We start from the raw sequence: 23095 nt of genomic DNA on the forward strand, positions 1-23095 counted from the left end.
GGCCCCACCGGCCAGGCGCCCTTCTAGTCCTCCTCGGCGAGGAAGCGCAGGGAGTCACGGACCGCCTGGGTCAGGATGTGGTCCGGCCCCAGAACCAGTTCGTGGCCGGGGAGCGCCATCTCGAACTGCCGGAGCGCACGTTCGTGATCTCCGATCTGCTCGTAGGCGAACCCCAGGTCGCGCCGGGCTCCGAAGGTCTTCGGATCGTCCTCGCCGAGAAGCCCGGCGAAGCCCTCAACGGCCTCCTCGTACAGCGGAACGGCGCGTTTCAGGTCATCGACGGATTGATACGCGCTCGCGAGATCCTGGCGAGCGTCCAGCGTTTCCGGATGGTCGCGGCCGAACAGCCGGGAACAGTCCGCGAGGACACGCTTGAAGTGGGGGATGGCGCGATAGGGCTGCCTCGCCTGCTCGAAGGCGAGCGCCAGGTCGCGGCGCGCGTCCAGGGTCCTGCGGTGGCCGTCACCCTGCACCCGCTCCCTGGCGGCCAGGACCTCCTCGAACATCCGCAGGGCGCGGTCGAGCCCGCCACTCAGCGAGTAGGCTCCGGCGAGGTCGCCCCGGACGTCCAGCGTGCTCGGGTGGTCGGGGCCCAGCGCGCGTTCCCGGTCCTCCAGCAGTTTCTCCAGCAACGGGACGGCCTTCGCGTAGTCCCTGGCACTCAGGTAGGCGTCCGCGAGCGCCTCGCGGTTGGCGAGCAGGTCAGGGTGCAGGTCGTCGAGGACCCTTTCACTGTCCTCCACGACGGCTTCCAGCATGGTCAGCGCGCCGTCCTCGTCCCCGATCCGCGCGAGGACGTCCGCCAGGTTGAAGCGGGCGAGGAGGGTGTCCGGGTGGTCGGTGCCGTGCTCCCGCTCCCGCTCCTCCAGGTTCCTTCGCAGCAGCGCGGCCGCCCGTTCCTCGTCGCCGTCGCGCGAGCAGGCGAGCGCGAGGTTGTTGCGGACCGACAGGGTGTTGCCGTGCGCCGGGCCGAGTACCTCTTCGCACGCCGCGAGAGCCCGCTCGAACAGAGGGATCGACGTCGCCTGGTCGCCCGCGCGGTAGTGAGCGTTGGCCAGGTCGTGGCGGCTCTGGAGCGTGAGCGGGTCGTGCGGTCCGAGCAGCCGTTCCCGGTCGGCCAGGAGCCGCTCGAACAGGACCATGGCCTGGGCGTGGTCGCCTGCCGCCTGGTAGGCGTACGCGAGGTGGCGGCGGCTCTCGAACGTGAGCGGGTCGTTACGGCCGTGCCTGGCCTTGCGGTCGGCGAGGTTCGACTCGAGCAGCGCGATGGCGTCGCCCAGCTCCCCCGCGTCCTGGCAGGCCACGCCGAGCGCGTCACGGACGTACAGCGTGACCGGATGGACGGCGCCGTAGAGCCGCCGCGCCGACTCCAGCGCACGGTCCAGGAGGGCCACGGCCCGCAGGACGTCGCCCTGCTCGCCGAGGAACACGGACGTGTGCCACAGGAGAAAGGGCAACGCCAGGCCCTCGGCCTCCTTCGGCGTTCTGGACACCAGCGTGGTGATGTGCGGGAGCAGCGCGCGGACCTCCGTCCGGGCCTCCGGGGGACTCGGGTCCGCGGGGAAGGCGAGTTCGAGCAGAATCGCCGCCCGGTCCCTGGCGATGCCGGGCGCCTCTCCCTCGGCCGTCCGGGTGACGTCCTGGACCAGCCGGTGCACGGTCACGTACTCGGAGGTCAGGCTGACCATGTTGTAGGCGTCGAGGCGGCCGAGCGCCTCCTCGACGTCGAGGGGGTCGCACAGCGCCCGGGTCGTGGTCCAGCCGTCGCGGTCGCGGCGTTCCCACGGACGCCGCCGCCGGTAGACCGGTTTGGGCTCGGTCAGGGCCCGGAAGACGGTCCGCGGGACGGGTTCCGGGCCGAGCCACGCCAGGATCGCGAGAAGGTCGCCGGGCAGCGGGGAGCGTAAGCCGATCGTGTCGAGGGTCGTCTTCCAGACCTGGGCGATCGTCGCGCGCCCTGCGGAGCCTTCGGCCGTGCTGTCGTGGAGGCGGGCCGGCTGCTCGCCCAGGAGCCGCAGGTACGCCTCGGGAGTGAGACCGGTCTCCTGGAGATAGGCGCCCGCCTGCTCGATCGCCAGCGGAAGCCCGCCGAGATGGGCGACGAGGCCCGCCGCGCCCGGCCAGTCGCCGGCCTGACCCGGCGGGGCGAAGGACAGGAGCAGTTCGAGCGAGGCCGCCTCGCCCAGAACATCCAGGTGAACGGTGTCGGCGCCGAGAGCGTGCCAGCCATGCGCCAGCCGGCTCGTAATGATCATCCGTCCGTCGCCGGCGACCGCGGCGAGATCGCCGAGCACGCCGGGGCCCGGAGCGTTGTCGCAGATCAACAACCAGCCGGAATGGCAGGCCAGCCAGGCCTTCGCCCGGAGCGTGAGCGCCTGCGCCGGCAGTCCGCCGAGCTCCGGCTGGAGCGCGACCGCCAGATCGGCCAGACCCGCCGACACCGTCTCCTCGGTGTCGGACACGATCCACCAGACCATCTGGTAGTGGTCGCGGTACTGCCGCGCGTACCGTGCCGCGAACGTCGACTTTCCGACGCCGCCCATCCCGTGCAGCGCCCGCACCACCACCGGCCTGTCCTCGATCAGCGTCGCGTGCAGGACCTCCAGGTCCTCCGCGCGCCCGACGAACGTGCGCGGTACGGCGGGCACGTTCCCCAGCCCCGGCGGCACCGTGACGCCCTCGACCGGGCGCACCGCCTCGATCCGCGTCACCAGTTGCGTGATGTTCGCGTGGTCGCCGGTCGAGATGATCCCGTAGTTGTCGCTGTGGAGCTCGACCGACCGTTCGCCACGCGGCGCTGGAACCTCGGTCATCGGCGGCCTCCATCGCGCTGGGCGTCCTCCGCAGGACGCTACCCGTTTCCGGCCCGCGCGACAGCGCCTTCCTAAAGCGCGCGCAAGGTGACGATTCCCGTGAGGATCCGGTGGTCGGAGCATACTTTCGTCCCACATGTGGGTGACGGCCGCGCGTCGCCCGAGGACGAAGCGGCCACGTACTCGCTGTCGTGCGTGAAGATCATGTCAATCTTCGTTCCGGTACGGCACGGGCCGCCGCCGTCGGCCGCCTGGAGCGTGCTCTCCCCATAACCGGGGCAGGCGGCGGCGTCGGCGTCGTCCACCTCGCGGAAATGGCCGGTGTTGCCGTTGTTGTTCGGGGTGTTCACCTGGGAGGAGTAGAAGCGGTTCATCCGCGCGAAGTCGGGGGCCGCGTTGAAGTCGCCCGCGACGACGACCTGGTCGCCGGCTGCCCGGTAGGCGTCCATCCGCTCGAAGATCGCGGTGAGCTGGGGAAGGCGGAAGGCGTCGACGAAGGTGGAGTGCGTCGTACAGAAGCGCAGGCGCGGCTGCGCACGCAGCGGCGCGCAGAGCAGCTTGCGCGGCTCGTTGCCGTCATCGGGCAGGGTGATCCGGTCGGCCGCGCCGAGCGGCTTCTTGCTGAACAGTCCGATGCCGTAGGCCTTTCCCTGACACGGCCCGCCCGCCCGGCCGGGGATCGTCGCCTCGAACCGGGCGAAGTTCGCCGGATCCGCAGGCCAGCCCGCGGTACGCAACCGCTGGATGAGGGCGTCGAACTGCTGCTGGCACAGCTCGTTGACCGAGGCGAACACCGCCCCGCTGCCGGTGATGGAGGAGACGGCCGCGGGGATGAGCCCGTCGGTGGTGGATCCCTTGTGCATGGTGTTGCCGGCCACGTTCCAGTGCCAGACCCGATAGGAGACCGCGGCCTGCGCCGGAACCCCGGCCAGCGACGTTAACAAGATGGCGGCGACCAGAGCCCAGGACAGCTTTCGCACGATCATCCCTTCTCCGTAGTGATCCACCACCATGTCACGGATCGAGATCGGCCTGCCGGGGATTCAAGGTCGCGTACCCCACCAGCAGGTCCGCCACCTGCTTGGGGCGGCTGAGTGCGACGCAGTGGCCACCCGCGATCTCGTCGGGAACGATGCCCAGGCGGTCGGCGGCCAGCCGGCGCATGAAGCCGGGCGGGAAGAAGCGGTCCTCAGTGCAGAGCACGAACCTCGTCGGCACGTCCGGCCACGCGGCCAACGGCCACGGAGCGGCCGACGCGGTGCTCGACGGGTGCGCGCGCTCCTTGCCCAGCGCCTCCCGCGCCAGCTCCCGCGGTACGTCGTGGTAGAAGCTCACGTACGGATCCGCGTTGCCGGTCAGCCCACCGTCGAGCTTCGCCTGCTCCTCCACCGCGCCCTGGTAGCCGGTGCCGGCCCACCAGTCGTCCGGCGACTCACCCGGCGACGGGATCATGCCGGCCAGCAGGACCAGCGCGTCCACGGGCAACCGATCGGCGACCAGAGGGGCGGTGAACGCGCCGAAGGAGTGACCCACGACGACCAGGTTCCGCCGGTCACCGACCGCCTCGATCACGAAGTCGGCGTAGTCGGCCAGGGTCTTCGACTCGTCATCGCCCGGAAGGTCGGGAGCCAGCACATCGTGCCCCCGCGCTCGTAGCTCGGCCTCGACCAGATGCCAGGACCACCCGACATCTCCCCCGCCATGAATCAACACGAACGTGCTTGTCATACCGGCAACGCTAGGCCTCAGGGGCCATCACGAAAAGCGATGCTTTCCGATCAACTCAATCGCCAGAAGCGATCAGCATGGCCGGCGCTCGCGCTCGTCCTGTTCCTGTCGTCGAGCCGGCGGGTGTCGCCGAGGTCGCTTCCCTGCTGGCGGGGGTGGTTAGGCGATGAGCAGGAGTGCGCCGATCACCAGCATCACCGCCGCGGTGGCGCCGTGGACGCCGTAGGCGGTTGCCTTGGGGCCGTCGCTGCGCAGCACGATCACCGCGTCGCCGGCGGGCATGAAGCCGGCGGCCAGCATGATCCAGCCCAGCAGGTGAGTCGTCCCGCCGATCAGCACGACGAGGATCAAGAGGCCTGCACCGATGTCGCGCACGGCCTTGACGGACAGCCAGGCTTGGAAGGTGCGATCCTCGGTCGGCGTGCCGGGGATGCCGAAGCCGGCCGCGGCCTGCGGCGCCCAGAAGAAGCGGGCGCCCATCAAGATGACGCTCGCGCCGATCAGTCCGGCGAGCACGGTGGCGATGGTGCTGAGCATGAGATGTCCCCTCAATCCGTTCCTAGCGGCGCTAGATATGGTAGCGACTGTATTCATATCGTGGACACGATGTCTAGCGTTGCTAGGATGGCGCCATGTCCGCCATCAGCAAGCGCCGCGAACGTGAACGCGCCCAACGCCACCAGCTGATCATCACGACCGCCCGCGAACTGGCCGAGGCCGAAGGGTGGGAAGCGGTAACCACACGACGGCTGGCCGATCGTGTCGAGTACAGCCAGCCCGTCCTCTACAGCCACTTCAACGGGAAGGACGCCATCCTGCGCGCCGTTGCCCTCGAAGGCTTCGGTGAGCTCGCGGACCGCCTGCGCCATGCCCGGCTGGCCGCCCCCGAGCCGCCCCGGGCACTGCATGCCGTCTGCCGCGCCTACCTGGGGTTCGCGAGCGAGCAGCCCGCCCTCTACCAGGCCATGTTCGTCCTGCCGACCGACGTGAAGTTCGGGCACGCCGAGACGCCGCCCGCGCTTCGCGCCGGTTTCGAGGAGTTCGTGAACTGCTTCCGCCCGGACAACCCGCGACGGGAGCTGTTCGCCGAGGTCGTCTGGAGCGCCTTGCACGGCATGGCCGCCCTGGCGGAGAGCGGCCGCATCCCCCCGGACGGCCAAGCGGAGCGGCTCGACCTCCTCGTCACCCAGATCGCCGGCAGCTAACCATGCCATCGCCCATGGCGATTGCCTTGATCGGAAACCATCGCTTTTCGTGATGCGACGGCTCACCTAGCGTCATGGGTATGACGACGTTGGAGCCGGCCCCCGAGCAGCTGTCCAGCCCTCGCGGCACACCCCTGACCGCGCTCAGCTGGGCGGACGTACGCACACTGGTGGCCGGAGCGGGCGACTACCTGCTCGCCACCACCGACCCGGACGGGCGGCCACACGTGGTGCCGGTGCTGGCCGTATGGCTTGAGGGAACGGTCTGTTTCGTCACCTTCCGGCAGTCCCGCAAGGCCCACAACCTCGTGCGGAACAGCGGCTGCGCGATCACGGTGCCCGGTCCTGATGTCGACGTGGTTCTCGAAGGCACCGCCCGTCGCGTGCGGGACGCGGCCCGGCTGCGAGAGGTCGCGGAGCTGTTTCCGCCCAAGTATCCGTGGTGGCATCCGTTCGTCAGAGAGGGCGAGTTCTACGATCCGGCCGACACCGCCCTCAGCGATCCCCGGCACGTCTACGCGATGGAGCCGGAGCGGGTGTTCGCCTTCGGCAAGGAGAACGGGTTCAGCGCCACCCGCTGGCGCCACGAAAGGAAGCACACCCATGACAACGATGACCGATGACGAATGGCGATCGTTCGTCACAGCGGGCACAAGGCTCGCCCACGTAGCCCTCACCCGCGCCGACGGGCGGCCCCACGTCACCCCGGTCTGCTTCGTCCTCGACGGCGACGAGCTCGCCTTCGCCCTTTCCCCCGGGAGCGTCAAAGGGAAAAGTCTGGCGCGTGACCGGCGCGTCGCGGTCTGCGTCAGCGACGATCGGCAACCGTACAGCTTCGTGTCCATCGAAGGGCAGGCACGAACCTCCGCCGAACCAGAGCAGATCAAACGCGTGGCGATGGGTATCGCCGGCCGCTACTACCCCGATCAGCCCGCGGAGGGCGTGGCCGAATCCTTCGTGCAGGAAGGTTTCACCGCGGTTCGCATCAGCATCACCAACGTCATCGCCCGATCCGGCCTCGGCTGAAAGCTTGGGAACACGCCGGAGACGGCGATGCCGCCTTCGGCGTGTTCGCGTGCCTAGTGCCGGTCCTTCGAGTCGGGGGTGATCGCGTCCTTGACGTTCTTGGCCGCGTCCTTGACCTTCTCGCCGGCCTGCTTGAGCTTGCTCTTGCTCTGCTCGGCCCGCCCCTCGGCCTCAAGGCGCTCGTCGTCGGTCGCGCGGCCGAGACCTTCCTTGACCTTGCCGCCGAGTTCCTCGGCCTTGTTGCCGATCTTGTCGTCCAGACCCATGTCGGTCCCCCTCGGTCTCGTCGTCTCGTACCTCTCCCCTGACCGCAGGATCGGGACGCAAACCCGGCGCGGACCCGCCGGTCGAGGCGCCGTACCCCTGATTCGACGTGGACCTCTCACGCGTCGTCCGGCAGCGGTTCGCCGGTCTCCAGCAGCGTCTTCAGGCTCGCGATCACGTTCGGCCAGCCGTGGCTGACCATCTCGGCCAGGCTCGATCCGGGCTCGAAGCCGTCGTGCACGACGGTGAGCTTCACGACCGGCCCGTTCTCCTCGATCGTGAAGGTGACCTTCGAGCGGGCCTCGCCGGACAGCCGGGCGAGCACGTCCTCGTCCCAGCCGAAGCGCTTGGCGAGCTCCGGGGTGACGGCGTGCCAGGTGTAGGAGAGCCGGCTGTAGGGTTCGGCGGCCAGCACGACCTGCTCCGGGTCGCTGATGAGCACGCCGTGGTTGTCCCAGGTCATCGGCGAGCCGGCGGACCAGTCCGTGATGAACTCCGTGGCCCAGTAGCGGCGGGTGAAGGCCGGCTCGGTCAGCGCCTGCCAGAGCTTCTGCGGGGTGGTGCGGATGTAGGTGGTGTAGACGAAGGTCGGCGCGTCCATCGGGGTCTCCTCCAGGGCGAGTTTCAGGTCCGCCAGGGCTTGGACCCTGGGCTGGTCGTAGCGGCTGATCCACCGGTGGGCGATCTCGTGCACGGGCGCGGCGTTGAGGTAGTGCAGCTTTTCCCTGCCCCGCCGTACGGTGGCGACGAGCCCGGCCTCCTCCAGCACCGCCAGGTGCTTGCTGACGGACTGTCTGGCCATGTCGAGCCCGGCGCACAGCTCGCGTAGCGTCTGCCCGTTGCGGGCGTTGAGCGAGTCGAGCAGCGCGCGCCGGCTCGGGTCGGCCAGCGCCTTGAACACCTCGTCCATGCCGCCCTCGCCTCGTCGATATGCAGCCGCTTAGCTGCCTTTAAGTTAGGCAGCCATCTGGCTGCCTGTCAAGGCGTGCCATCAGCCGATCACCAGCGGCTCGTAGTCGCAGTCGTAGCCGAAGTAACGAGGCCCGGCCAGCTCCAGCCCCTCGGGCGTGCGCCAGCGCGGGTCGCAGGGCGCGCCGATGACGGTGACGCGCAGGCCGTAGCGCAGGGCCTCGGTCGTGACCGGTTCGCCGGACTCGGTGTCCAGGACGCAGATCAGGTCGGGGGTGGTGGCCACGGTCGTGCCGTCGCGACGGGCCAGCAGATGCTCGTTCTGGAAGCTGAGCTCCAGCACGCCGTACGACGACTCCAGGCGCGCCGCGCCGCGGGCGAACCCCCCGGTGGTGCGGCGCTCGACGTCGACGACCTTGCCCGCGAACAGCTCCGTCCCGCCCAGTACCTCCAGTGCGGCCCCGACCGGCGAGGTGTGCGCCTCGCGCGCCAGCCGTACGGCACGGCCCAGATCCTCGGCCAGCGTCAGCGTGGCGGGCACGAGACCGTCGCGCAACTGCGACCCGCGCAGCACGGTGTCGGCGGAGGAGAGCTGACACCCCATCCGTACGCACGCCGCCCTGGCGATCTTCTCCGCCCAGTGGTTGGAGACCGCCTCCAGCACGAGGGTGTTGCCCTTGTCATCGGCCAGCGCCATAGGCGTGTTGCTCACTCCGATGAGCGTGGGCAGGACCATCTGCGCCTCGGGGAAGGCGCGGCCCATGGCGTCGCCGTCGACCAGGGGCAGTCCCGCCTGAGCCGCCGCGGCGATGGGGGTCATCGAGTTCATCCCGCCGACCTCGATGGGCACGATGTGCGTGGCGGGCCGGCCGATCACGGCCTCCAGGGCGCGCAGGACGGCCAGTTCCTCGGTCCCCGCGGGCAGCTTCTCCAGCATCACCGTCGGCGCGCCCATGGTGGAGATGGGCACGACGGTGGCGTCGGCGGGCACCTCGTCGATCGAGTACAGGGGCACCGGCCCGTGCCTGCGGATCGCCTCGCGGGCGAACAGCTTGCCCACGTACGGATCGCCGCCGCCCCCTGTGCCGAGAATGCCGGCTCCCCTGGCCAGGTCGTCGAGCATGTCCACGGTGATCTCACGCATTGATCTTCTCCAGGTCCAGGTCACCGACGGCTTTCACGCGGACGCGGGTGGCGTCGCCGGGCAGGTAGGCGAGCGGGAGTTCCTCCACGTCCACGATCCGCACGCTGCCCGTGCGCGCGCCCGCCCGCTCCGCGCGGGCGGTGGCCTCGTCCTTGGCTTCCGCCAGTACGGCCTCGCGCGGCCCGGAGAACACCCGATCCACCTCCCCGCCCACCTGGGCGATGGCGGCGCCGACGGCGTTGGCCACCTCGAAGTGGTCGGGTCGCCGCACGTCGGCGAAGCCGGGCAGGGTGTCGATGAGGATGCTGCCGCCGCCCACCAGGACGACGGGCAGCGGGGCGGGCGAGGTACGCATCCGGTCGACGGCTTCGGCCACCCGCGCCTCGATGTCCTTGAGCGGTCCCGCGCAGGACACCTCCGACACGAGTCCCGGGTCCCCGATCGCCGCCCGGCCGGCGGCCACGGCCAGGTCGGTGGCGGTCAGCGTGGATCCGCCGAACACCAGCGCCTGCTCGGTGAGCCGGTAGCCGACGCTGCGCGGCCCCGCCGTACCGTCTGCGGCGATGACCGAACCGCCACCGATGCCGATGGACAGCACGTCGGGGATGCGGAAGTTGGTCCGTACCTCGGCGACCAGCGCCTCCCCCGCGGCCTCGCGGGGGAATCCCCCGGCCAGGATGCCGACGTCGGTGGTGGTCCCGCCGATGTCGACCACCGCGCAGTCGCTCAGACCGGACAGGTACGCCGCGCCGCGCATGGAGTTGGTCGGCCCGGAGGCGAACGTGAGCACCGGATACCTGCGCGCGTGCCCGACGTCCATCAGCGTGCCGTCGTTCTGCGACAGGAACAGGGGCGCGTCGATGCCCGCCACCCGCAGCGCCTGCCCGAACGCCTCGACGGTGCGTACGGCCAGCCGGCTCAGCGCGGCGTTGACGATGGTGGCGTTCTCCCTGGCCAGCAGCCCGACGCGGCCGATCTCGCTGGAGACCGACAGGTGGACGCCGGGGCCGAGTTCGGCGGCCAGGATCTCGGCGGCCCTGACCTCGGAGCCGGCGCTGACCGGCGAGAACACCGAGGAGATCGCGACCGACCGCAGCCCGCGGCGGCGGATGTCGGCGGCCACCTTCCTCAGCTCGCCGGGGTCGAGTTCGGAGATGGGGGTGCCGTCGTACTCGTGGCCGCCGTGGCACAGGTACGTCGCGCCTTCGACGACCTCGCGCAGCCGTTCCGGCCAGTCGACCAGCGGCGGCAACGCGGCGGTGGCGGGCAGGCCGAGCCGGACGGCGGCGACCGGCTCCAGCCGGGCCGCCTCGACCAGCGCGTTGACGAAGTGGGTGGTGCCGATCATCACGGCGGACACCTCGGTGGCACCGAGCCCGGCCAGCGCCGCGGCGACGCCGCCGGTGACATCCTGCGTGGTGGGCGACTTGACGGTGGCCAGGACCCGGCCGTCGTCGTCGATGAGGGCTGCGTCGGTGTTGGTGCCGCCGACGTCGATGCCGATGCGCATGAGGAGGGGAACTTTCTGGTCTATGGGGTGGGGACGAGTTGCTGCTCGCGGCTGCCGCGTACGAGGCCGAGCTTTCCCGCGACGATGTAGAGCACCCCGGCCAGGATCAGCGAGGTGAGTGCCGGGATGCCGGGCCACTGGTAGTGCTCGCTGAGCCAGCCGGTCAGCGCGGACACCACCCAGATGACCAGCGTGGCCGGAACCCAGGTGGGCTCCGTCTCCGGCAGCGTGCCCTGCTCGCGGGAGGCGTCCAGGACGGGCCGCCAGCGTCTGACGACGAAGTACTCGGCCACCATGATCCCGGCGATCGGCGGGGTGACGACGCCGAGGATCAGCAGGAAGTCGGTGAAACGTTCCAAGATCCCGGCCGCCGCCAGCAGGCTGCCCACCACGCCGACGCCGACGGTGACCGCGACCCGGTTCAGCTTCAGCCCGATGGTCGACTCGACCGCGTTGAGCAGGCCGAGCACGGCGGAGTACAGGTTCCAGTTGTTGATCTTCACGGTGGCGGAGATCAGCACGATGACCCCGATCACGCCGGACGACGCGGTGATGATCGCGATCACGTCCGAGGACTTGACCGCGTACGCCAGCAGCACGCCGGCCAGGCCCAGGACGTACTCGCCCAGGGAGATGCCGACGAGCGTCTGCTTGACCACGTCACCAGTGCTGCGGTTGAACCTGGTCATGTCGGGTGTGGTGACCGCGCCGACGATGTAGGAGCCGGCGACGATGGTGGCGCCGGTCGCGATCGTCATGGGCTCGCCGAAGGGCGTCGACGCCACCAGCGTCCCGAGGTCGTGCCGTGACAGCTCCACCCAGATCGCCCAGCCCGCCAGGCCGAGGAACGCGGGCACGGTGATGAACGCCGTCATCCCCATCGCCCTGAACCCCTTGATCACCAGCAGCGTCACCCCGAGCCCCGCGACCAGCGCCCAGAGCCAGAACGGCAGCCACGGCATGATCGCGTGCAGGCCGGCGGCGAACACGCCCGTCTGCACCCCGAACCAGCCGAACAGGCTCAACGTGATGATCACGCCGATGATCGTGGACCCGTACCGGCCGAACCCGGTCCAGCGGGCCAGCAGCGAGGTGGACATGCCCTCGCGCATGCCGGCGATGCCGACGAAGATGCAGACGACCTCAAGGATCACGGAACCGAGCGTGAACGCCCAGAACGCGTCCCAGAAGGACAGGCCGGCGCCGAGGGTGGCGCCGAGCAGGAACTGCGTCAGGTCCGACAGTTGCCCGAACCGCTGTACCGCGACGTTGAACCAGGAGTAGCGGGCGCGCTTGGGCACTCGCTCGAGGGGATAATCCTCGTCGATCATCGATCTTGCCTCTCTGCGGGGGGTGTTTCACCAGCGCGACGGCGGACCTGCCGCTCTCGCGCGGAGTTTGACGAAGGTGCCGGGCAGATAGTCCAGCGGCGTGTCGTCGGCGTGGATGATCACCGTCTGCCGAGGGTCGGCCCCGGCCAGGACGGCGACCGCCCTGGCCTCTTCCATGACGGCGTCCATGGCGGCGGGCAGCGCCGCGCGATCCGGGAGCCGGATGATCCGCTCGTAGTGGCCGCCGACCGGGCTGACGGCCGCGCCGATCGCACCGGCCGCCAGCCCGTGCTCGGGATGAATGCCCTGGTGTACGGCCTGCGCCCCGCCACCGACGACGACCAGCGGCAGCCGGTCGGCACCCGGTTGCAGGCGATCCACGGCCTCGGCCAGTTCGGCGTCGTCGACGGGTCTGGCCACCCGGATCAGCCCGGGGATGCGGAAGCCGACCGGGACTCCGCCGATGTTCGCGCCGCCCACGGCCTCCTCGGGGAAGCCGCCGGCCAGCACGCCGACCCTGACCCTGCGGGCGCCGACGTCGGCGACCACGGCGTCTTCCAGACCGGTCAGCGCGCCGGCGCCGCGCAGTACGCTGGCCGGTCCGCTGCCCAGGCTGAGTCCGGGGTGGCGGGACATGTGCTCCAGGCTCATCAGCGTGCCGTCCCCGCGGGTGACGAAGACGGCGGCGCCCGGGCAGAGCGTGGCCAGGCCGTCGGCCACCGACTGGGCGAACCCGGACAGGGCGGCATCCAGGATGGTGGCGTTCTCGCGTTCCAGGAGGCCGAGCGAGCCCAGGTCGGCGGACAGGGCGATGGGCAGGTTGCCCACCTCGGCCCTGATCAGCTCGGCCGCCTCGTGCTCCTGCTCGGCGTCGAGAGGCGAGAACAGGCCGACGACGGCGAACGCCTCGGCGGTGCCCGCCATGGCGGCGGCGAAACGGCTGACGGCGGCCCGGTCGAGGGGCGTCCAGTCGTCGCGTTCCAGCCCGCCGCCGCCGTCCACGATCTCCGCGCCGGCGTTGACCGCGGTACGGAGGTCGTCCGGCCAGCCGAACAGGGGGCGTACGGCCCTGGCGGAGTCACCGCTGATGCGCACGACGGCGACCCTGCGCAGCTCGCGCCGCCTGGTGACCGAGGTGGCGCTGCCGCGCAGGCCCACGGCCACCTGGGTGAGGTCGGTGGCCTCCAGCCTTTCGAGCGCCGACCTGACGTTGTCCACGGGCTTGTCGGGTTGCGAGGGGACCTTCACCGTCGCCAGGACCCGGCCGTCGTCGTCGAGGAGTGCGGCGTCGGTGTTGGTCGGTCCGACGTCCACCCCGGCCTTCATGACGCCTCCCCTGTACCCGCCCGGCAGGGGAATCCGGGCGGGTTCGGAGGGGGCGGAGGGGGACTTTGGAGGCCGGTGAGACCGAAGGCTTCGGGACCGGCCAGGCGCAGGCCCTCGGTGGTGTACCAGATCGGGTCGCACAGCAGGCGCACGACGCCGACGCGCAGGCCGTAGCGCACCTGCTGGACCTGCAGCACCTCGCCGGTCCGGGTGTCGATGAGGGCGATGACGTCGGGCACGCACGCCAGCGGCCGCCCGTCCTCCAGCACGGCGAGGAACTCGCTGCCCGCCTCCAGGCGGACCATCCTGCCCTGGTCGGCGCCGAGCCCCTCGACGATGATCCCGTCCGCCGCCTCGGCGATCTTGCCGGTGATCAGCGGCGCGGGCAGTTCGGTTCCCAGGTGGACCGCGCGGCTGACCGAGCCGAGCGCGGTGGCGGTGGCGACCTGGCGTCCGCGCAGGACGTACTCGGTGCTGGCCACCTGCCCGCCGAACGCCTCCAGCGACGAGCGCACCAGCCGCTCCAGCCAGCGCCCGGTGACGTGCTCGATGACGAGGGTTCTGCCGCGCTCGTCGCACACCACGGCCGGGGTCGGGGCGATGCCGCGTAGTTGCATCACCGTCTGGTTCATGCCGGGGAACGCGCGGCTCATGCCGTCGGCGTCGACCAGGGGCAGGCCCAGGCGGGCCGCCCAGGCGACGGCCATGCAGCCGTTGGCGCCGCCGATCTCGCTGGCCATGAGTGCGCCCACGCGCGTGCCGTACAGCGCCTCGACCTTGTCGCGCAGGTGCACGGGCTCTTCGGTCCCGGTGACCCGTTCCAGCATGACGGCCGACGAGCCCGCCGTACCCGCCGGCATGACCAGCAGGTCGGGGTCGAGGTCGCCCGCCTGGACCACGTGTACCGGACCGTGATCCTCCAGCGCCTGCATGGCGGCGACGCGGGCGATCGCGACGGTCCCGCCCCCTCCGGAGCCGAGCACGGCGCAACCACGCGCGAACGCGGGGAGCGTGTCGGTGTCGATGTCCACTCGCTCAGGCTACGAACGCGCAGACAAAGGGTGGGTGTGCTGAAAGCATCATTATGTGTGATCTGTGTGCTAATGGCACACTTGAAGGATGAGCGTGCGGTTGATCGAGAGCCTCGGGGAGGTGGTCAGGCAGCCACCGGGCTCGGTGCTCGTCCTCACCAGGGCTGTCTCGGCGCAGGCCGTGGGATACCGGCTTGAGGTGGCGTTGCGTGACGCGGCCGCGGCCGGGGCGGTGGCCCTGGTGCTCACCGCGCCCACCACCGTCAGCCACAGCGCGTGGGCCCTGGCCGAGCGGGTGAGCGTCGAGCTCCTCGACCCGCGCACCTCGGGCGCCTCGGGCGCCAGCCCGCTCGGCGCCGTGGTCGCGACCGCGTTTCGCGAAAGTCACGGGGATCTGGCCGGACTGATGGTGGCCGTTCAGAGCGCGCTCGCCGGAGACGCCGCCGACTCACTGGCCAGGGCGGCACGGGCGGTCGAGGGCATCGCCGGGGCCGGCGGCGTACCGGAACGGATCGCCGAGGAGGTCAGCGCCGCGATGGGAGTCACCGTCGACCCCGACTTCACCACCGCCGGCGGCCCGGGGGGACATCGGGCCGACGCCACCGAGATGGTGCTCCGCCTCGCCGCACTGGCCGCCGCCGCGGGCGCCGTCGACGAACTGCCCGCCCGTTCACGTGCCCATCTGCTGACCGAACTGCTCGTCGCCCCCGAGAAGCAGGCCCAGGAACTGGTTCCGCGGGCCAGGGCCCTCGGGCTGCCGATCGACGACTGGCACGTGATCCTGCGGTTCGAGCCGGTGATGGACGAGGGGCCCGACCGCTATGCCGTACTCGACACCCTCGCCTCCCGCGCCACCCGGGCCGTGCGCGAGCTCGCCGGCCCCTCGTGGAACGCCGCCCTTGCGGGCGACGCGCTCGTGGTCGTCCGTACGGTCCCCCGCGACCAGGGCAGCATGGGCCTACGGCAGGCGGTACGCGAGGCCGGAGCCCTCCTGGAACGGGTCCGCCCCGCCGGCACCAAGGTGCGATGCGGGGTTTCCACCTGCCACGAGGGAGTCCTAGGCCTGCGTACCTGCGCCTCCGAAGCTCGAACGGCACTACGCAGGGACAAGACGGAACCACTGGCCACGTACGACCTGTCCGGCCTGGACCGGATGCTGGAGGAGTGGTACTCCTCCGACACCGCCCAGCAGGCGGTCAGGGACCTGCTGCAGCCGCTCCTCGACCTGCCCGGCGGCCAGCCCAAACGGCTGATCACGATCCTGCGCGCCTACCTGGACCACCACGGCTCCCCCGCCAAGGCGGCAGAAGAGGTGAACCTCCACAGAAACGCCGTCAGCCGCAACATCCGCCGCATAGAGACGCTGCTGAAGGCCGACCTGAACAACCCGCAACAACGCCTCGCCCTCCAACTCGCCTGCCGCGCCGCCCAGATCTAACCCATCGGCCTGACCGGCAAGACTGCGACCGCATCCATCTCCGCGGCCCTGGGACGGTAGACACTTCTGAAGCCCCGGCCAGGGCGGGGGCCCTTTCTGGAGCGAGGCTCTCGCCGTCCGGTGTGGTCTGGAGCTCGTGCTAGAACGGTTTGCTCGCGGCGGTCATGATCTGGTGGGCGCTCAAGCAGTCGCCGCAGGCCTTGGCCAGGCGGATCGGGGAGGGGCCCAGAGCCGACGCCGTCGCCGTCGCCTCGTGCACCTGACCCCGACACACCCCGGCAAAGGCGAACCCCTCCCATCGGGGCGGCCCACCGCTCGGAAACGACAGCACCCAGCATGTCTGGGACCGTAAGCGCGCCCACGTCCGGGATCGTAAGACCCAAGAAGCGGTTCTACCGGAACTCGTCCGCGTCTACTCCGGACAGCTCAGCGGTGATTATTCTCGTCGGAGCGTCTAGTTTGTTGCAGTTTCACCGGCATTGATGTCCTTTGATGCGGTACAGAAAACCCGCCTTGAAGATGTGGCCTTCACATTGGATTGCCACCGAGCAATCGCCCAGTAGGGCATGGCCAGGATGAATGGCAGGAGGGGCATTCGTAAGAACCACCGCCGAACCCCTGGCCGGGGAAATGCAGGGTGCGTAGTTCCTGGACCAGTCCCTCAGAAGCCGGCAAGGAGCGAACCCTTCCCTGCAGGACCAGGAACGTGACCGCTCCCCCTGCCGCGAACAGCCCTCCGACCAGGGACCGGCTGATCCCCTGTACGCCGCACTGCTGCGCCAGCGCCGCATCGATCCCACCGTCGGTCAGGCCCGACAGCAGCCCCAGGCTTGCCACGAACGACGGCCCGCAACTGAAGTCGGAGCCGAATACGGAGATGGACACGGGAATGATGAAGAAAGCGAGCCCGATGACCGCTCCGATGATGAGCGCGCTCCACTCCCAGCTGAGACTCCTGACGGAGGCCATGGGCGTAGTCCTTTCCCTTGTGCTTCGTGGTCGAGACCAGTTTTCCGCCCGCTCAATTCCAGCTCAATGGGAACGGTTTCCCACGCCATTCATTCACAGGCGAACGAGGAAAAGACGTCCGCCAGTACATCCTGTTCGGCGGCGAGCTGGGTGCCGAGAAGGAGATGAACGGTGCGCAGCCCGCCGGGAGACTGGTCTGAGCCACCGGCCGCGAGGACGAGGTGGCGGAAATCGCGGCCGTCGACGGTGACGGTCGCCTCGCGTACGGCCGCCGTATCGTCCGGGGTGAGCGGTCTGATGATGGAGTGGGCATTCAGGTCGAGTAGCGCCTGCTCGGCCACCTCGCCCAGCGGAACGTCCGCAGGCAGCCGCTCACCGAACACCACGACGCTCGGCCGGTAACCCGACCGCTCGGGGCCGGAGAAGGCGATCAGCGCGCCGGGCGGCTCGACCGCCGTCCAGCCGTCCGGCACGCTGATCCAGAAGGGCCTCAGACCGGGGGACGCCTCGTTGGGCCAGGGCACGGTGACCGTCATCCGAGCACCTTGGTCATCTTGACGAGGTCGCCAGGAGCGTCGCGGATCGACTTGGCGGCGTTGAGAGGCGCCTCGGCGATCTTGGCCACGTCGATCTCGAGGCCGCCCTTGAGTTTGGCACCCGGTCCGAACGCCAATCCCGCGGCACCCTGCACCTTGAACTTGCCGTCCTGGAAGCTGGCCCCGCCTTTGAGGGAGGCGCCGAACCCGAGTTGGCCCTCGACACCCGCGCTGGGCTTGACGCCGCCTACGTCCACGGCGATGTCGGCACCCCCCTTGAAGCCGGTGAAGGCTCCGCCTTCCAGCCCGGCACGGAAGCCGTCACGGTCCACGCTGAATTCGCCGTTCGCCGACACCTCACCGCCAGCGGCGCGCACGGAGAGGTTCCCGCTGAGGTCGGCGAGGCCAAGTTTGCGACGGAGACGCGCGTCTCCGCTGAGCGCGTACGCCTCCGCGTGGGCGCCGCCGGCGAGGCCATAGCGGCTGCCGATGCGGCCCAGGCCGCCGAACACCTCGAACGCGCGACGCCCCAGCGCATACTCTGCGTCGAGTTCGCCGAGAGCGCCCTTTACCCGGGTCCTGTCAGCCAGTAGCGCCTCGTCCTTGCCGTATTTGCCGTACAGGAGGGAGGCCAGCGGCGAGCCGGGCGCGAGACCGTTGCGCTTGAGACGGCGCAACTCCTGGGGCGTGAGGCTGAGGCCGTCCGCGGCGAGTTTCCGCGTACGCATGTCCTTCGACTTGAGCACGTCGTGGAGGCGCGGTCCCAGCAGGACTTCGCCTGGCGGCGCGGGCGTCCCGCCCACCACGGCGGCGCCCTGGCAGGTCACCGCCAGTGCCCTGACGGCGCGAGCCCGATCGCGAGCGGCCTCCTCGTGGCGGCGCTGTGCCCGGCGTACGTCCTGCTCGGCCTCATCGACCTCGTGCCGGACCTGGGCCAGCGCGATCGGATCCACCGGCTCCGGCAGGGCGGCCAGGCGTCGCCGTGCCTCGGCGAGCCGCCGTTCGGCCCGTTCGAGCCGGTCGCGGGCTTGTTGCTCCTCCTCGATGGGGGCGACGGTGCCGCGTAGGGCGTCGGCGACCTCCTCGTGGGCGGACCGCGCCGTGACGAAGGCGGTCTGCAGTCCTTCCAGGGTTGTCAGGAAGCGGCTCGCGCACGGGCCGACGAATGCTCCGGCGGTGAGGCCGGCGGTGGCGGTACGCAGGGTCGTCACGGTGCCGTGCAGACCCCGCGCCCGGTTCCCGTTCTCCTCCGAGGCGCTGAGCAGCACGCCGGGAACAGCCGATTCGCCCATACGATCAGCCGCCCGCGATCCGGAACGCGAGCGCCGTCAGATCGGCCTGGCGCGCCGTCAGCCGGACGACCTCCTCAAGCCTTCCGAGGTGATCGGACCAGCGGGCCGCGAACTCGTTGAGCGCGGCGTCGGCCGCCCCGTCGCCGGTCGCCGGCCGCCTGTAGCGCGTCGTGGGCAGGCCGGCCGCGGCACCGCTGAGCTGACTTCCGATGGTGGTGAGCGCGGCCGGCTGGGCCGCGATTCGCTGTGTGGTCATGGACGCACGCTAGAAGCGCGCCTGGCGCCGCGAAATGGGAAGCGGTCCCCATCGCGGGCGCAACGCGGCCGCCACCTTCCGTCTGAACGACAGCGCCGTACGCGCCTGGGCACGCGCCTCATCGGCCAGGGCCCAGGCACGCTCGCCCTCCGCGTGGCTGACGTCAGCGGCGGCGTACATGGCCTCGTTGACCAACCCCGCCAGGTCGCCGGTGGCCTGTGCCGCGTCGGGGAACCGAATCGCGGCGTGCCTGGCCGCCTCTCCCGTGGTGGTCGCGGTGCTCAGGAGCAGCCCCGCGTCGGCATAGCCGGCGAGCATCTCCCGCCAGGCCGCAGCCACCCTTCGCCGCGGATCCGCGGTACGTCGTCTGCGGCCGCGCGCGAACCACTTGAGCATCGGTACGGCGACGGGGACCGTCATGAGCAGGCCGGACAACGCCAGCAAGAGCCAGGGCCAAATCGGGGTGTCAGGGTTCGGCGGAAGCGGATCGGCGGAAGCGTCCCTGGCCGGATCCCGCTTCTGCTGATCGTCATCGGCCGGCGGCGGGAATTCCTCGTCGGGCGACCTCTCGGCTCTCCCCTTGCTCTCCTTGCGTGGTGTCGGATCGAAGGCCACCCAACCGGCCTGGGTGAACCGCACCTCCGCCCAGGCGTCCACGTCCCGCTCGGTGATCCGGTACTGGTTCTTCCGTCCCTTGCCCGGGCGGAAGCCCACGACCACGCGCACGTCGTAGCCGAGTGAGCGCGCCAGCACCGCGAACGCGGAGGCGTACTGCTCTGCCGTGCCCGTCCTGGTCTCCGCCATCAACCGGCGGATATGCCAGTTGCCGTGGCCGCTCGGCGGCCTCGGCCCCGTGTGCTCGGTGTACACGCCTTTCGCGAAGTGGTCGGCGAGGCGGCGCAGCGCCTCGTAGCCGGACCCGTCGCCGGTGATCTTATTCGCCGCGGCCGCGAACTGGCCGGCCGCCGCGTCCCGCTCCGGCTTCACGATCGGTGTGTCCGCCGCCAGCGCGGCCGGATCGACGGCCGGCACCAGACTGTGTACGACGTAGTCGCGCGGCAACGGCCGGTCGGCGGGGCTGACGAGGTCGCCGGTGTCCGGATCCACGCCGAGCCCCGCGACCGACACCCGCGCCGGCCGCCCGCTGGACACCAGCAGGCCCAGGTCACCGGCTTCGGCGACGTGCACCTCATCCTTGACGACACGGCCTGCCGTATCGGGTCCGGGGAGCCGGGTGCCCGCCCGCCAGAACGTTCCCGAGGTGGTCCAGTAGATGCCATCGAACGCCGACAGCGTGGCGTATCGCAGGTGCGTGACAGGGCGATCGGTGGTGACCGTCAGGCGCACTCGCGTCCGTCCCGCGTGGAGGGCGGGGAACTGGGACAGCGGGCTGGCCGCCTGACGGGGTTCGACCGGTTGAGGCAGCAGGTCGCGAGCGTCCATCGGGCGTGATGCAGGGGGAAGCGCCTGCGGCAGGAACAGGCTCGTCGCCGAACCGGTCACCACAAGGATCACGGTCGCCGCCACGAGCGCGAAGCGCGGACGGCGTCGGGCCGGCTCGCCCCGCCGGCTGCCGTCACGGCGCGACCAGGCGCCGAACAGCAGCAGCACGGCGATGATCAGCGCCGCGCCGGGTCCCAGCCAGGCTGCCGCCCCCGCCCCTGCTGACACCGACAGCCCTGCGGCGGTGCCGAGCAGGGCGACAGGCAGCGCCCACGCCACGGACCTGCCGCGCAGGATCGGTTCTGCCGCCGCGAGAGCGGCCAGCCCGGCCAGCAGCGCCACCGTGGCCAGCTCCGCGCCATGGGGTTCGAGCGGCGAGATCGAGGTGAGCAGCCGGTGCGGCCCGCTGAGCACGTTCGACGGGATCACGACGGCCAGGTACGCGGCCAGCACGACGACACCGGCCGTCAACCGGGTAACCGGCTGCAACCATGTCACCAGGGCGGTCACCAGGCAGGTCACGGCCACCGCCAGCGCCGCGCCGACGGTGGGCGGCAGGTAGCGGGGATCGGTGAGCGCCTCGGCCGAGGTCCTCCCGAACGCCCCCGCGAACGCCACGACGGGAAGCAGTCCCACGACGAACGCCAGCAGGCAACCTCCCATCGTGAAGGCGACCGGCCTGCCCAGGCGCGGCGAGGCGGATCCCGCGGCCTCGGCACTCTCCGGCGACGTGGTCATGCCCGCCCGCCCGCCAGACGCCCGATGGCCTGCACGGCACCACCCGCGTCGGCCGCGCTCACCAGGGTCACCGCTCCCCTGCGCACCACCCCGGGAGCCGCGGCGGCGGGGTCCAGTCGCACGATCAGCAGGAGCGAGAACCTGGGTGCCTCGGCGGCGAACCGGGCCACGATCGCCGGATCCGTACCGGTGACCAGCACGAGTTGTCCCCCGGTCGCGGCGCGGCGGACGGGCGCCTGCACGGCGGACACGCCGAGTCCCTCACTGCGACGAGCCGCAGCGAGCCGGTCGAGCGGGCCCCGGGCGCCCAACCGAGCCAGCTCGACCGAGTCCTCGCCCGCCACCGTCAACACGACGCGCGCGTGCGCGAACACGATCGAGGCGCACACCTCGACCGCTTCCTCGAAGGCGGCCTCGTCCAGAACCTCAGCGCGGGTGTCCAGGACGACCGTTGCGGCGGGCTCGCCGGCGTCCACCCGCTCCTGAACCAGCAGGGTTCCGGTACGGGCCGCTGAGCGCCAGTGGATGAGGCGTGGATCGTCTCCTGGCTGGTATTCGCGCAGACCGTCGAAGATGCTGGTGCCATGAGGGGTGTGCCCGCCGGACTGCCCGTCGACGTCCGGACGCGTGCCCAGGGGAAGCGCGTTCAGCGGGTGGACGCGAGGGTGCACCCAGATGGCGGACGCGGCGACGGCCGTGTGGCGGCGGACCGCGAGCCCGAGCGGATCGCGTCGTTCGAGCGTGAGAGGACCATGGCCGAGCAGGCCGCGCCGGTGCGTGGGCACGGTGTACTCGGCGCCGGCCGCTCCCCCGCGGGCCGCGGGCGTGATCGCCACCCTGACCCGTTCTGCGCCGATCCGGTCCGTGGTCTCGGTCCATCCCAAGGGCGGCCTGCCCTCGTTCCGCACCGAAATCATGCAGGTGACGCCCGTTCCCACGGAGATCCGGTCGCCGGCTACGGTCCGGGCCGCCGCGAGCCGGTCCGGTACGCACATCATGACCACGGCCACCACCACCAGCGCAGGTGCCGCCGCGCCCATCGCCGCCAGTTGCGGGTAGCCGCCCAACAGCCCGGCGGCCAGCACCACGGCCCCGCCCGTGAGCACGGCCGTGCCCGTGCCCGTCAGGACAGGCGGCCGAGCGCTCACCGCGCCCCTGCCGGCAACGGCACCACGACGCTGGACATGATCTCGTTCACCACGGCCGTCGTGGTGAGGCCATCGATCTCGGCCTGAGGGGTGAGCACCAGGCGATGGGCGATCACCGCTTGTGCGACCGCCTTCACGTCGTCCGGGGTCACGTATCCGCGTCCTTCCCCCGCCGCTGAGGCCTGGGCCGTGCGTACGAGGGCCAGGCTGCCGCGCGGGCTCATGCCGAGCTGCAGGTGCGGGGTGGCACGGGTGGCCTCGGCTATGCGGGCGACATACTCGGCGACGGCTTCGCTGATGTAGACGCGGCTGACGTACTCGATCATCCAGCGGATCTGGTCGATCTTGGCCACCGGCTTCAGCTCGGGCGAGGTCCCGGTACGCGCCCTGTCCATGATGAGATCGCGTTCGGCCACGAGATCGGGGTATCCGACCGCGATGCGCAACAGGAACCGGTCGAGCTGCGCCTCGGGCAGCCGGTAGGTGCCCTGCAGATCGACGGGGTTCTGGGTGGCGACCACGAGGAAGGGGGTGGGCACCTGACGGGGCCGACCGTCCACCGTGACCTGCCGCTCCTCCATGACCTCCAGCAACGCCGACTGTGTCTTGGGAGAGGCGCGATTGATCTCGTCCGCCACGACGATGTGCGCGAAAGCGGGGCCCGGCCGGAAGTCGAACGTGCTGGTCTTCTGGTCGTAGACGGTGGTGCCCGTGATGTCGGACGGCAGCAGGTCGGGCGTGAACTGGATCCGGTGCCAGGTCGCGTCGATCGAGGCGGCGATGGCCTTGGCCAGCGTGGTCTTGCCCACGCCCGGCACGTCTTCCACGAGGAGATGCCCGCCGGCGAAAAGGCATGTCAAAGCCATCCGTACCGCGTGCGGCTTGCCGGACAGCGCACGTTCGACGTTGGATCGGAGCGCGGCGTGGGCCGCGGCGAAGTAGGCCCCGGGCTCGGCATCGGTAGTGGCGGACAAGATACTTCCTTCCT

At 70.8% G+C, this 23095-nt stretch carries 22 protein-coding genes; 4 read left to right on the forward strand and 18 right to left on the reverse strand.

Features of this window, described 5'->3' with window-relative positions; translation table 11 throughout:
- Positions 1–23: 23 nt before the first annotated feature.
- The 4 genes from ACFWYW_RS30345 to ACFWYW_RS30360 form a co-directional block, all read right to left on the reverse strand.
- Positions 24–2813, reverse strand: a complete 2790-nt coding sequence (locus ACFWYW_RS30345) for a tetratricopeptide repeat protein (RefSeq protein WP_379619058.1) — start codon at positions 2811–2813, stop codon at positions 24–26.
- 71 nt (positions 2814–2884) lie between these two features.
- Positions 2885–3799, reverse strand: coding sequence for an endonuclease/exonuclease/phosphatase family protein (locus tag ACFWYW_RS30350; protein WP_379619056.1), 915 nt, complete (start codon positions 3797–3799; stop codon positions 2885–2887).
- A 28-nt stretch (positions 3800–3827) separates the two neighbouring features.
- Positions 3828–4541, reverse strand: a complete 714-nt coding sequence (locus ACFWYW_RS30355; protein ID WP_379619053.1) for an alpha/beta fold hydrolase — start codon at positions 4539–4541, stop codon at positions 3828–3830.
- Between the two features lie 159 nt (positions 4542–4700).
- Positions 4701–5078: a DUF4267 domain-containing protein gene (locus tag ACFWYW_RS30360; RefSeq protein WP_379619051.1), complete on the reverse strand. Its 378-nt coding sequence runs from the start codon at positions 5076–5078 to the stop codon at positions 4701–4703.
- A 95-nt stretch (positions 5079–5173) separates the two neighbouring features.
- On the opposite strand from ACFWYW_RS30360, the gene ACFWYW_RS30365 reads away from it, so the two are divergent.
- From ACFWYW_RS30365 to ACFWYW_RS30375, 3 genes are all read left to right on the forward strand, one after another.
- Complete coding sequence (locus ACFWYW_RS30365) at positions 5174–5746, forward strand: TetR/AcrR family transcriptional regulator (RefSeq protein ID WP_379619049.1); 573 nt, start codon at positions 5174–5176, stop codon at positions 5744–5746.
- 80 nt (positions 5747–5826) lie between these two features.
- Positions 5827–6369 carry a pyridoxamine 5'-phosphate oxidase family protein gene (locus ACFWYW_RS30370; protein ID WP_379619047.1) on the forward strand — a complete coding sequence of 181 codons (543 nt, stop codon included), beginning with the start codon at positions 5827–5829 and terminating at the stop codon, positions 6367–6369.
- Entirely contained in the window at positions 6350–6772 is a 423-nt protein-coding gene (locus ACFWYW_RS30375; protein WP_379619045.1) for a PPOX class F420-dependent oxidoreductase, read from the forward strand. Before ACFWYW_RS30370 ends, ACFWYW_RS30375 begins: the two co-directional genes overlap by 20 nt.
- A 53-nt stretch (positions 6773–6825) precedes the next feature.
- Here the strand turns inward: ACFWYW_RS30375 and ACFWYW_RS30380 are convergent, their stop codons facing one another.
- The 7 genes from ACFWYW_RS30380 to ACFWYW_RS30410 form a co-directional block, all read right to left on the reverse strand.
- The gene (locus ACFWYW_RS30380) at positions 6826–7038 is read right to left on the reverse strand and encodes a CsbD family protein (protein WP_379619043.1); all 213 of its coding nucleotides are present in this window, start codon (positions 7036–7038) and stop codon (positions 6826–6828) included.
- A gap of 116 nt (positions 7039–7154) precedes the next feature.
- The gene (locus ACFWYW_RS30385) at positions 7155–7946 is read right to left on the reverse strand and encodes an ArsR/SmtB family transcription factor (protein ID WP_379619041.1); all 792 of its coding nucleotides are present in this window, start codon (positions 7944–7946) and stop codon (positions 7155–7157) included.
- A gap of 81 nt (positions 7947–8027) precedes the next feature.
- Complete coding sequence (locus ACFWYW_RS30390; protein ID WP_379619039.1) at positions 8028–9089, reverse strand: DUF917 domain-containing protein; 1062 nt, start codon at positions 9087–9089, stop codon at positions 8028–8030.
- On the reverse strand, positions 9082–10599 hold the full coding sequence (locus ACFWYW_RS30395; protein ID WP_379619037.1) for a hydantoinase/oxoprolinase N-terminal domain-containing protein: 1518 nt from the start codon (positions 10597–10599) through the stop codon (positions 9082–9084). Before ACFWYW_RS30395 ends, ACFWYW_RS30390 begins: the two co-directional genes overlap by 8 nt.
- A 20-nt stretch (positions 10600–10619) precedes the next feature.
- Positions 10620–11930 carry a purine-cytosine permease family protein gene (locus ACFWYW_RS30400; protein ID WP_379619035.1) on the reverse strand — a complete coding sequence of 437 codons (1311 nt, stop codon included), beginning with the start codon at positions 11928–11930 and terminating at the stop codon, positions 10620–10622.
- A gap of 27 nt (positions 11931–11957) precedes the next feature.
- On the reverse strand, positions 11958–13256 hold the full coding sequence (locus ACFWYW_RS30405) for a hydantoinase/oxoprolinase N-terminal domain-containing protein (protein ID WP_379619033.1): 1299 nt from the start codon (positions 13254–13256) through the stop codon (positions 11958–11960).
- Entirely contained in the window at positions 13253–14287 is a 1035-nt protein-coding gene (locus ACFWYW_RS30410; RefSeq protein ID WP_379619031.1) for a DUF917 domain-containing protein, read from the reverse strand. Before ACFWYW_RS30410 ends, ACFWYW_RS30405 begins: the two co-directional genes overlap by 4 nt.
- 88 nt (positions 14288–14375) lie before the next feature.
- Between ACFWYW_RS30410 and ACFWYW_RS30415 the strand changes: the two genes are divergently transcribed.
- Positions 14376–15725: a PucR family transcriptional regulator gene (locus ACFWYW_RS30415; protein WP_379619029.1), complete on the forward strand. Its 1350-nt coding sequence runs from the start codon at positions 14376–14378 to the stop codon at positions 15723–15725.
- Positions 15726–16253: 528 nt separating this feature from the next.
- On the opposite strand, the gene ACFWYW_RS30420 is transcribed toward ACFWYW_RS30415, so the two are convergent.
- From ACFWYW_RS30420 to ACFWYW_RS30450, 7 genes are all read right to left on the reverse strand, one after another.
- The gene (locus tag ACFWYW_RS30420; protein WP_379619027.1) at positions 16254–16694 is read right to left on the reverse strand and encodes a hypothetical protein; all 441 of its coding nucleotides are present in this window, start codon (positions 16692–16694) and stop codon (positions 16254–16256) included.
- An 89-nt stretch (positions 16695–16783) separates the two neighbouring features.
- Positions 16784–17230: a hypothetical protein gene (locus ACFWYW_RS30425; RefSeq protein ID WP_379619025.1), complete on the reverse strand. Its 447-nt coding sequence runs from the start codon at positions 17228–17230 to the stop codon at positions 16784–16786.
- Positions 17227–18522, reverse strand: a complete 1296-nt coding sequence (locus ACFWYW_RS30430) for a hypothetical protein (RefSeq protein ID WP_379619023.1) — start codon at positions 18520–18522, stop codon at positions 17227–17229. Before ACFWYW_RS30430 ends, ACFWYW_RS30425 begins: the two co-directional genes overlap by 4 nt.
- Before the next feature lie 4 nt (positions 18523–18526).
- The gene (locus ACFWYW_RS30435; RefSeq protein WP_379619021.1) at positions 18527–18778 is read right to left on the reverse strand and encodes a hypothetical protein; all 252 of its coding nucleotides are present in this window, start codon (positions 18776–18778) and stop codon (positions 18527–18529) included.
- A 9-nt stretch (positions 18779–18787) separates the two neighbouring features.
- Positions 18788–20959, reverse strand: a complete 2172-nt coding sequence (locus ACFWYW_RS30440) for a transglutaminaseTgpA domain-containing protein (protein ID WP_379619019.1) — start codon at positions 20957–20959, stop codon at positions 18788–18790.
- Positions 20956–22107, reverse strand: a complete 1152-nt coding sequence (locus ACFWYW_RS30445; RefSeq protein ID WP_379619017.1) for a DUF58 domain-containing protein — start codon at positions 22105–22107, stop codon at positions 20956–20958. The genes ACFWYW_RS30440 and ACFWYW_RS30445 overlap by 4 nt, the downstream gene beginning before the upstream one ends.
- Positions 22104–23081, reverse strand: coding sequence for an AAA family ATPase (locus tag ACFWYW_RS30450; RefSeq protein ID WP_379619015.1), 978 nt, complete (start codon positions 23079–23081; stop codon positions 22104–22106). The genes ACFWYW_RS30445 and ACFWYW_RS30450 overlap by 4 nt, the downstream gene beginning before the upstream one ends.
- Positions 23082–23095: the final 14 nt, after the last annotated feature.

Source organism: Nonomuraea sp. NPDC059023, assembly GCF_042740095.1.
Taxonomy (GTDB): domain Bacteria; phylum Actinomycetota; class Actinomycetes; order Streptosporangiales; family Streptosporangiaceae; genus Nonomuraea.

Coding starts and splice junctions, on each gene's coding strand:
- ACFWYW_RS30405 (WP_379619033.1), bottom strand. CDS start 13,256: ATGAAGGCCGGGGTGGACGTCGGACCGACCAACACCGACGCCGCACTC.
- ACFWYW_RS30440 (WP_379619019.1), bottom strand. CDS start 20,959: ATGACCACGTCGCCGGAGAGTGCCGAGGCCGCGGGATCCGCCTCGCCG.
- ACFWYW_RS30350 (WP_379619056.1), bottom strand. CDS start 3,799: ATGATCGTGCGAAAGCTGTCCTGGGCTCTGGTCGCCGCCATCTTGTTA.
- ACFWYW_RS30435 (WP_379619021.1), bottom strand. CDS start 18,778: ATGACCACACAGCGAATCGCGGCCCAGCCGGCCGCGCTCACCACCATC.
- ACFWYW_RS30345 (WP_379619058.1), bottom strand. CDS start 2,813: ATGACCGAGGTTCCAGCGCCGCGTGGCGAACGGTCGGTCGAGCTCCAC.
- ACFWYW_RS30415 (WP_379619029.1), top strand. CDS start 14,376: ATGAGCGTGCGGTTGATCGAGAGCCTCGGGGAGGTGGTCAGGCAGCCA.
- ACFWYW_RS30390 (WP_379619039.1), bottom strand. CDS start 9,089: ATGCGTGAGATCACCGTGGACATGCTCGACGACCTGGCCAGGGGAGCC.
- ACFWYW_RS30360 (WP_379619051.1), bottom strand. CDS start 5,078: ATGCTCAGCACCATCGCCACCGTGCTCGCCGGACTGATCGGCGCGAGC.
- ACFWYW_RS30430 (WP_379619023.1), bottom strand. CDS start 18,522: ATGGGCGAATCGGCTGTTCCCGGCGTGCTGCTCAGCGCCTCGGAGGAG.
- ACFWYW_RS30375 (WP_379619045.1), top strand. CDS start 6,350: ATGACAACGATGACCGATGACGAATGGCGATCGTTCGTCACAGCGGGC.
- ACFWYW_RS30380 (WP_379619043.1), bottom strand. CDS start 7,038: ATGGGTCTGGACGACAAGATCGGCAACAAGGCCGAGGAACTCGGCGGC.
- ACFWYW_RS30400 (WP_379619035.1), bottom strand. CDS start 11,930: ATGATCGACGAGGATTATCCCCTCGAGCGAGTGCCCAAGCGCGCCCGC.
- ACFWYW_RS30370 (WP_379619047.1), top strand. CDS start 5,827: ATGACGACGTTGGAGCCGGCCCCCGAGCAGCTGTCCAGCCCTCGCGGC.
- ACFWYW_RS30395 (WP_379619037.1), bottom strand. CDS start 10,599: ATGCGCATCGGCATCGACGTCGGCGGCACCAACACCGACGCAGCCCTC.
- ACFWYW_RS30355 (WP_379619053.1), bottom strand. CDS start 4,541: ATGACAAGCACGTTCGTGTTGATTCATGGCGGGGGAGATGTCGGGTGG.
- ACFWYW_RS30385 (WP_379619041.1), bottom strand. CDS start 7,946: ATGGACGAGGTGTTCAAGGCGCTGGCCGACCCGAGCCGGCGCGCGCTG.
- ACFWYW_RS30365 (WP_379619049.1), top strand. CDS start 5,174: ATGTCCGCCATCAGCAAGCGCCGCGAACGTGAACGCGCCCAACGCCAC.
- ACFWYW_RS30425 (WP_379619025.1), bottom strand. CDS start 17,230: ATGACGGTCACCGTGCCCTGGCCCAACGAGGCGTCCCCCGGTCTGAGG.
- ACFWYW_RS30420 (WP_379619027.1), bottom strand. CDS start 16,694: ATGGCCTCCGTCAGGAGTCTCAGCTGGGAGTGGAGCGCGCTCATCATC.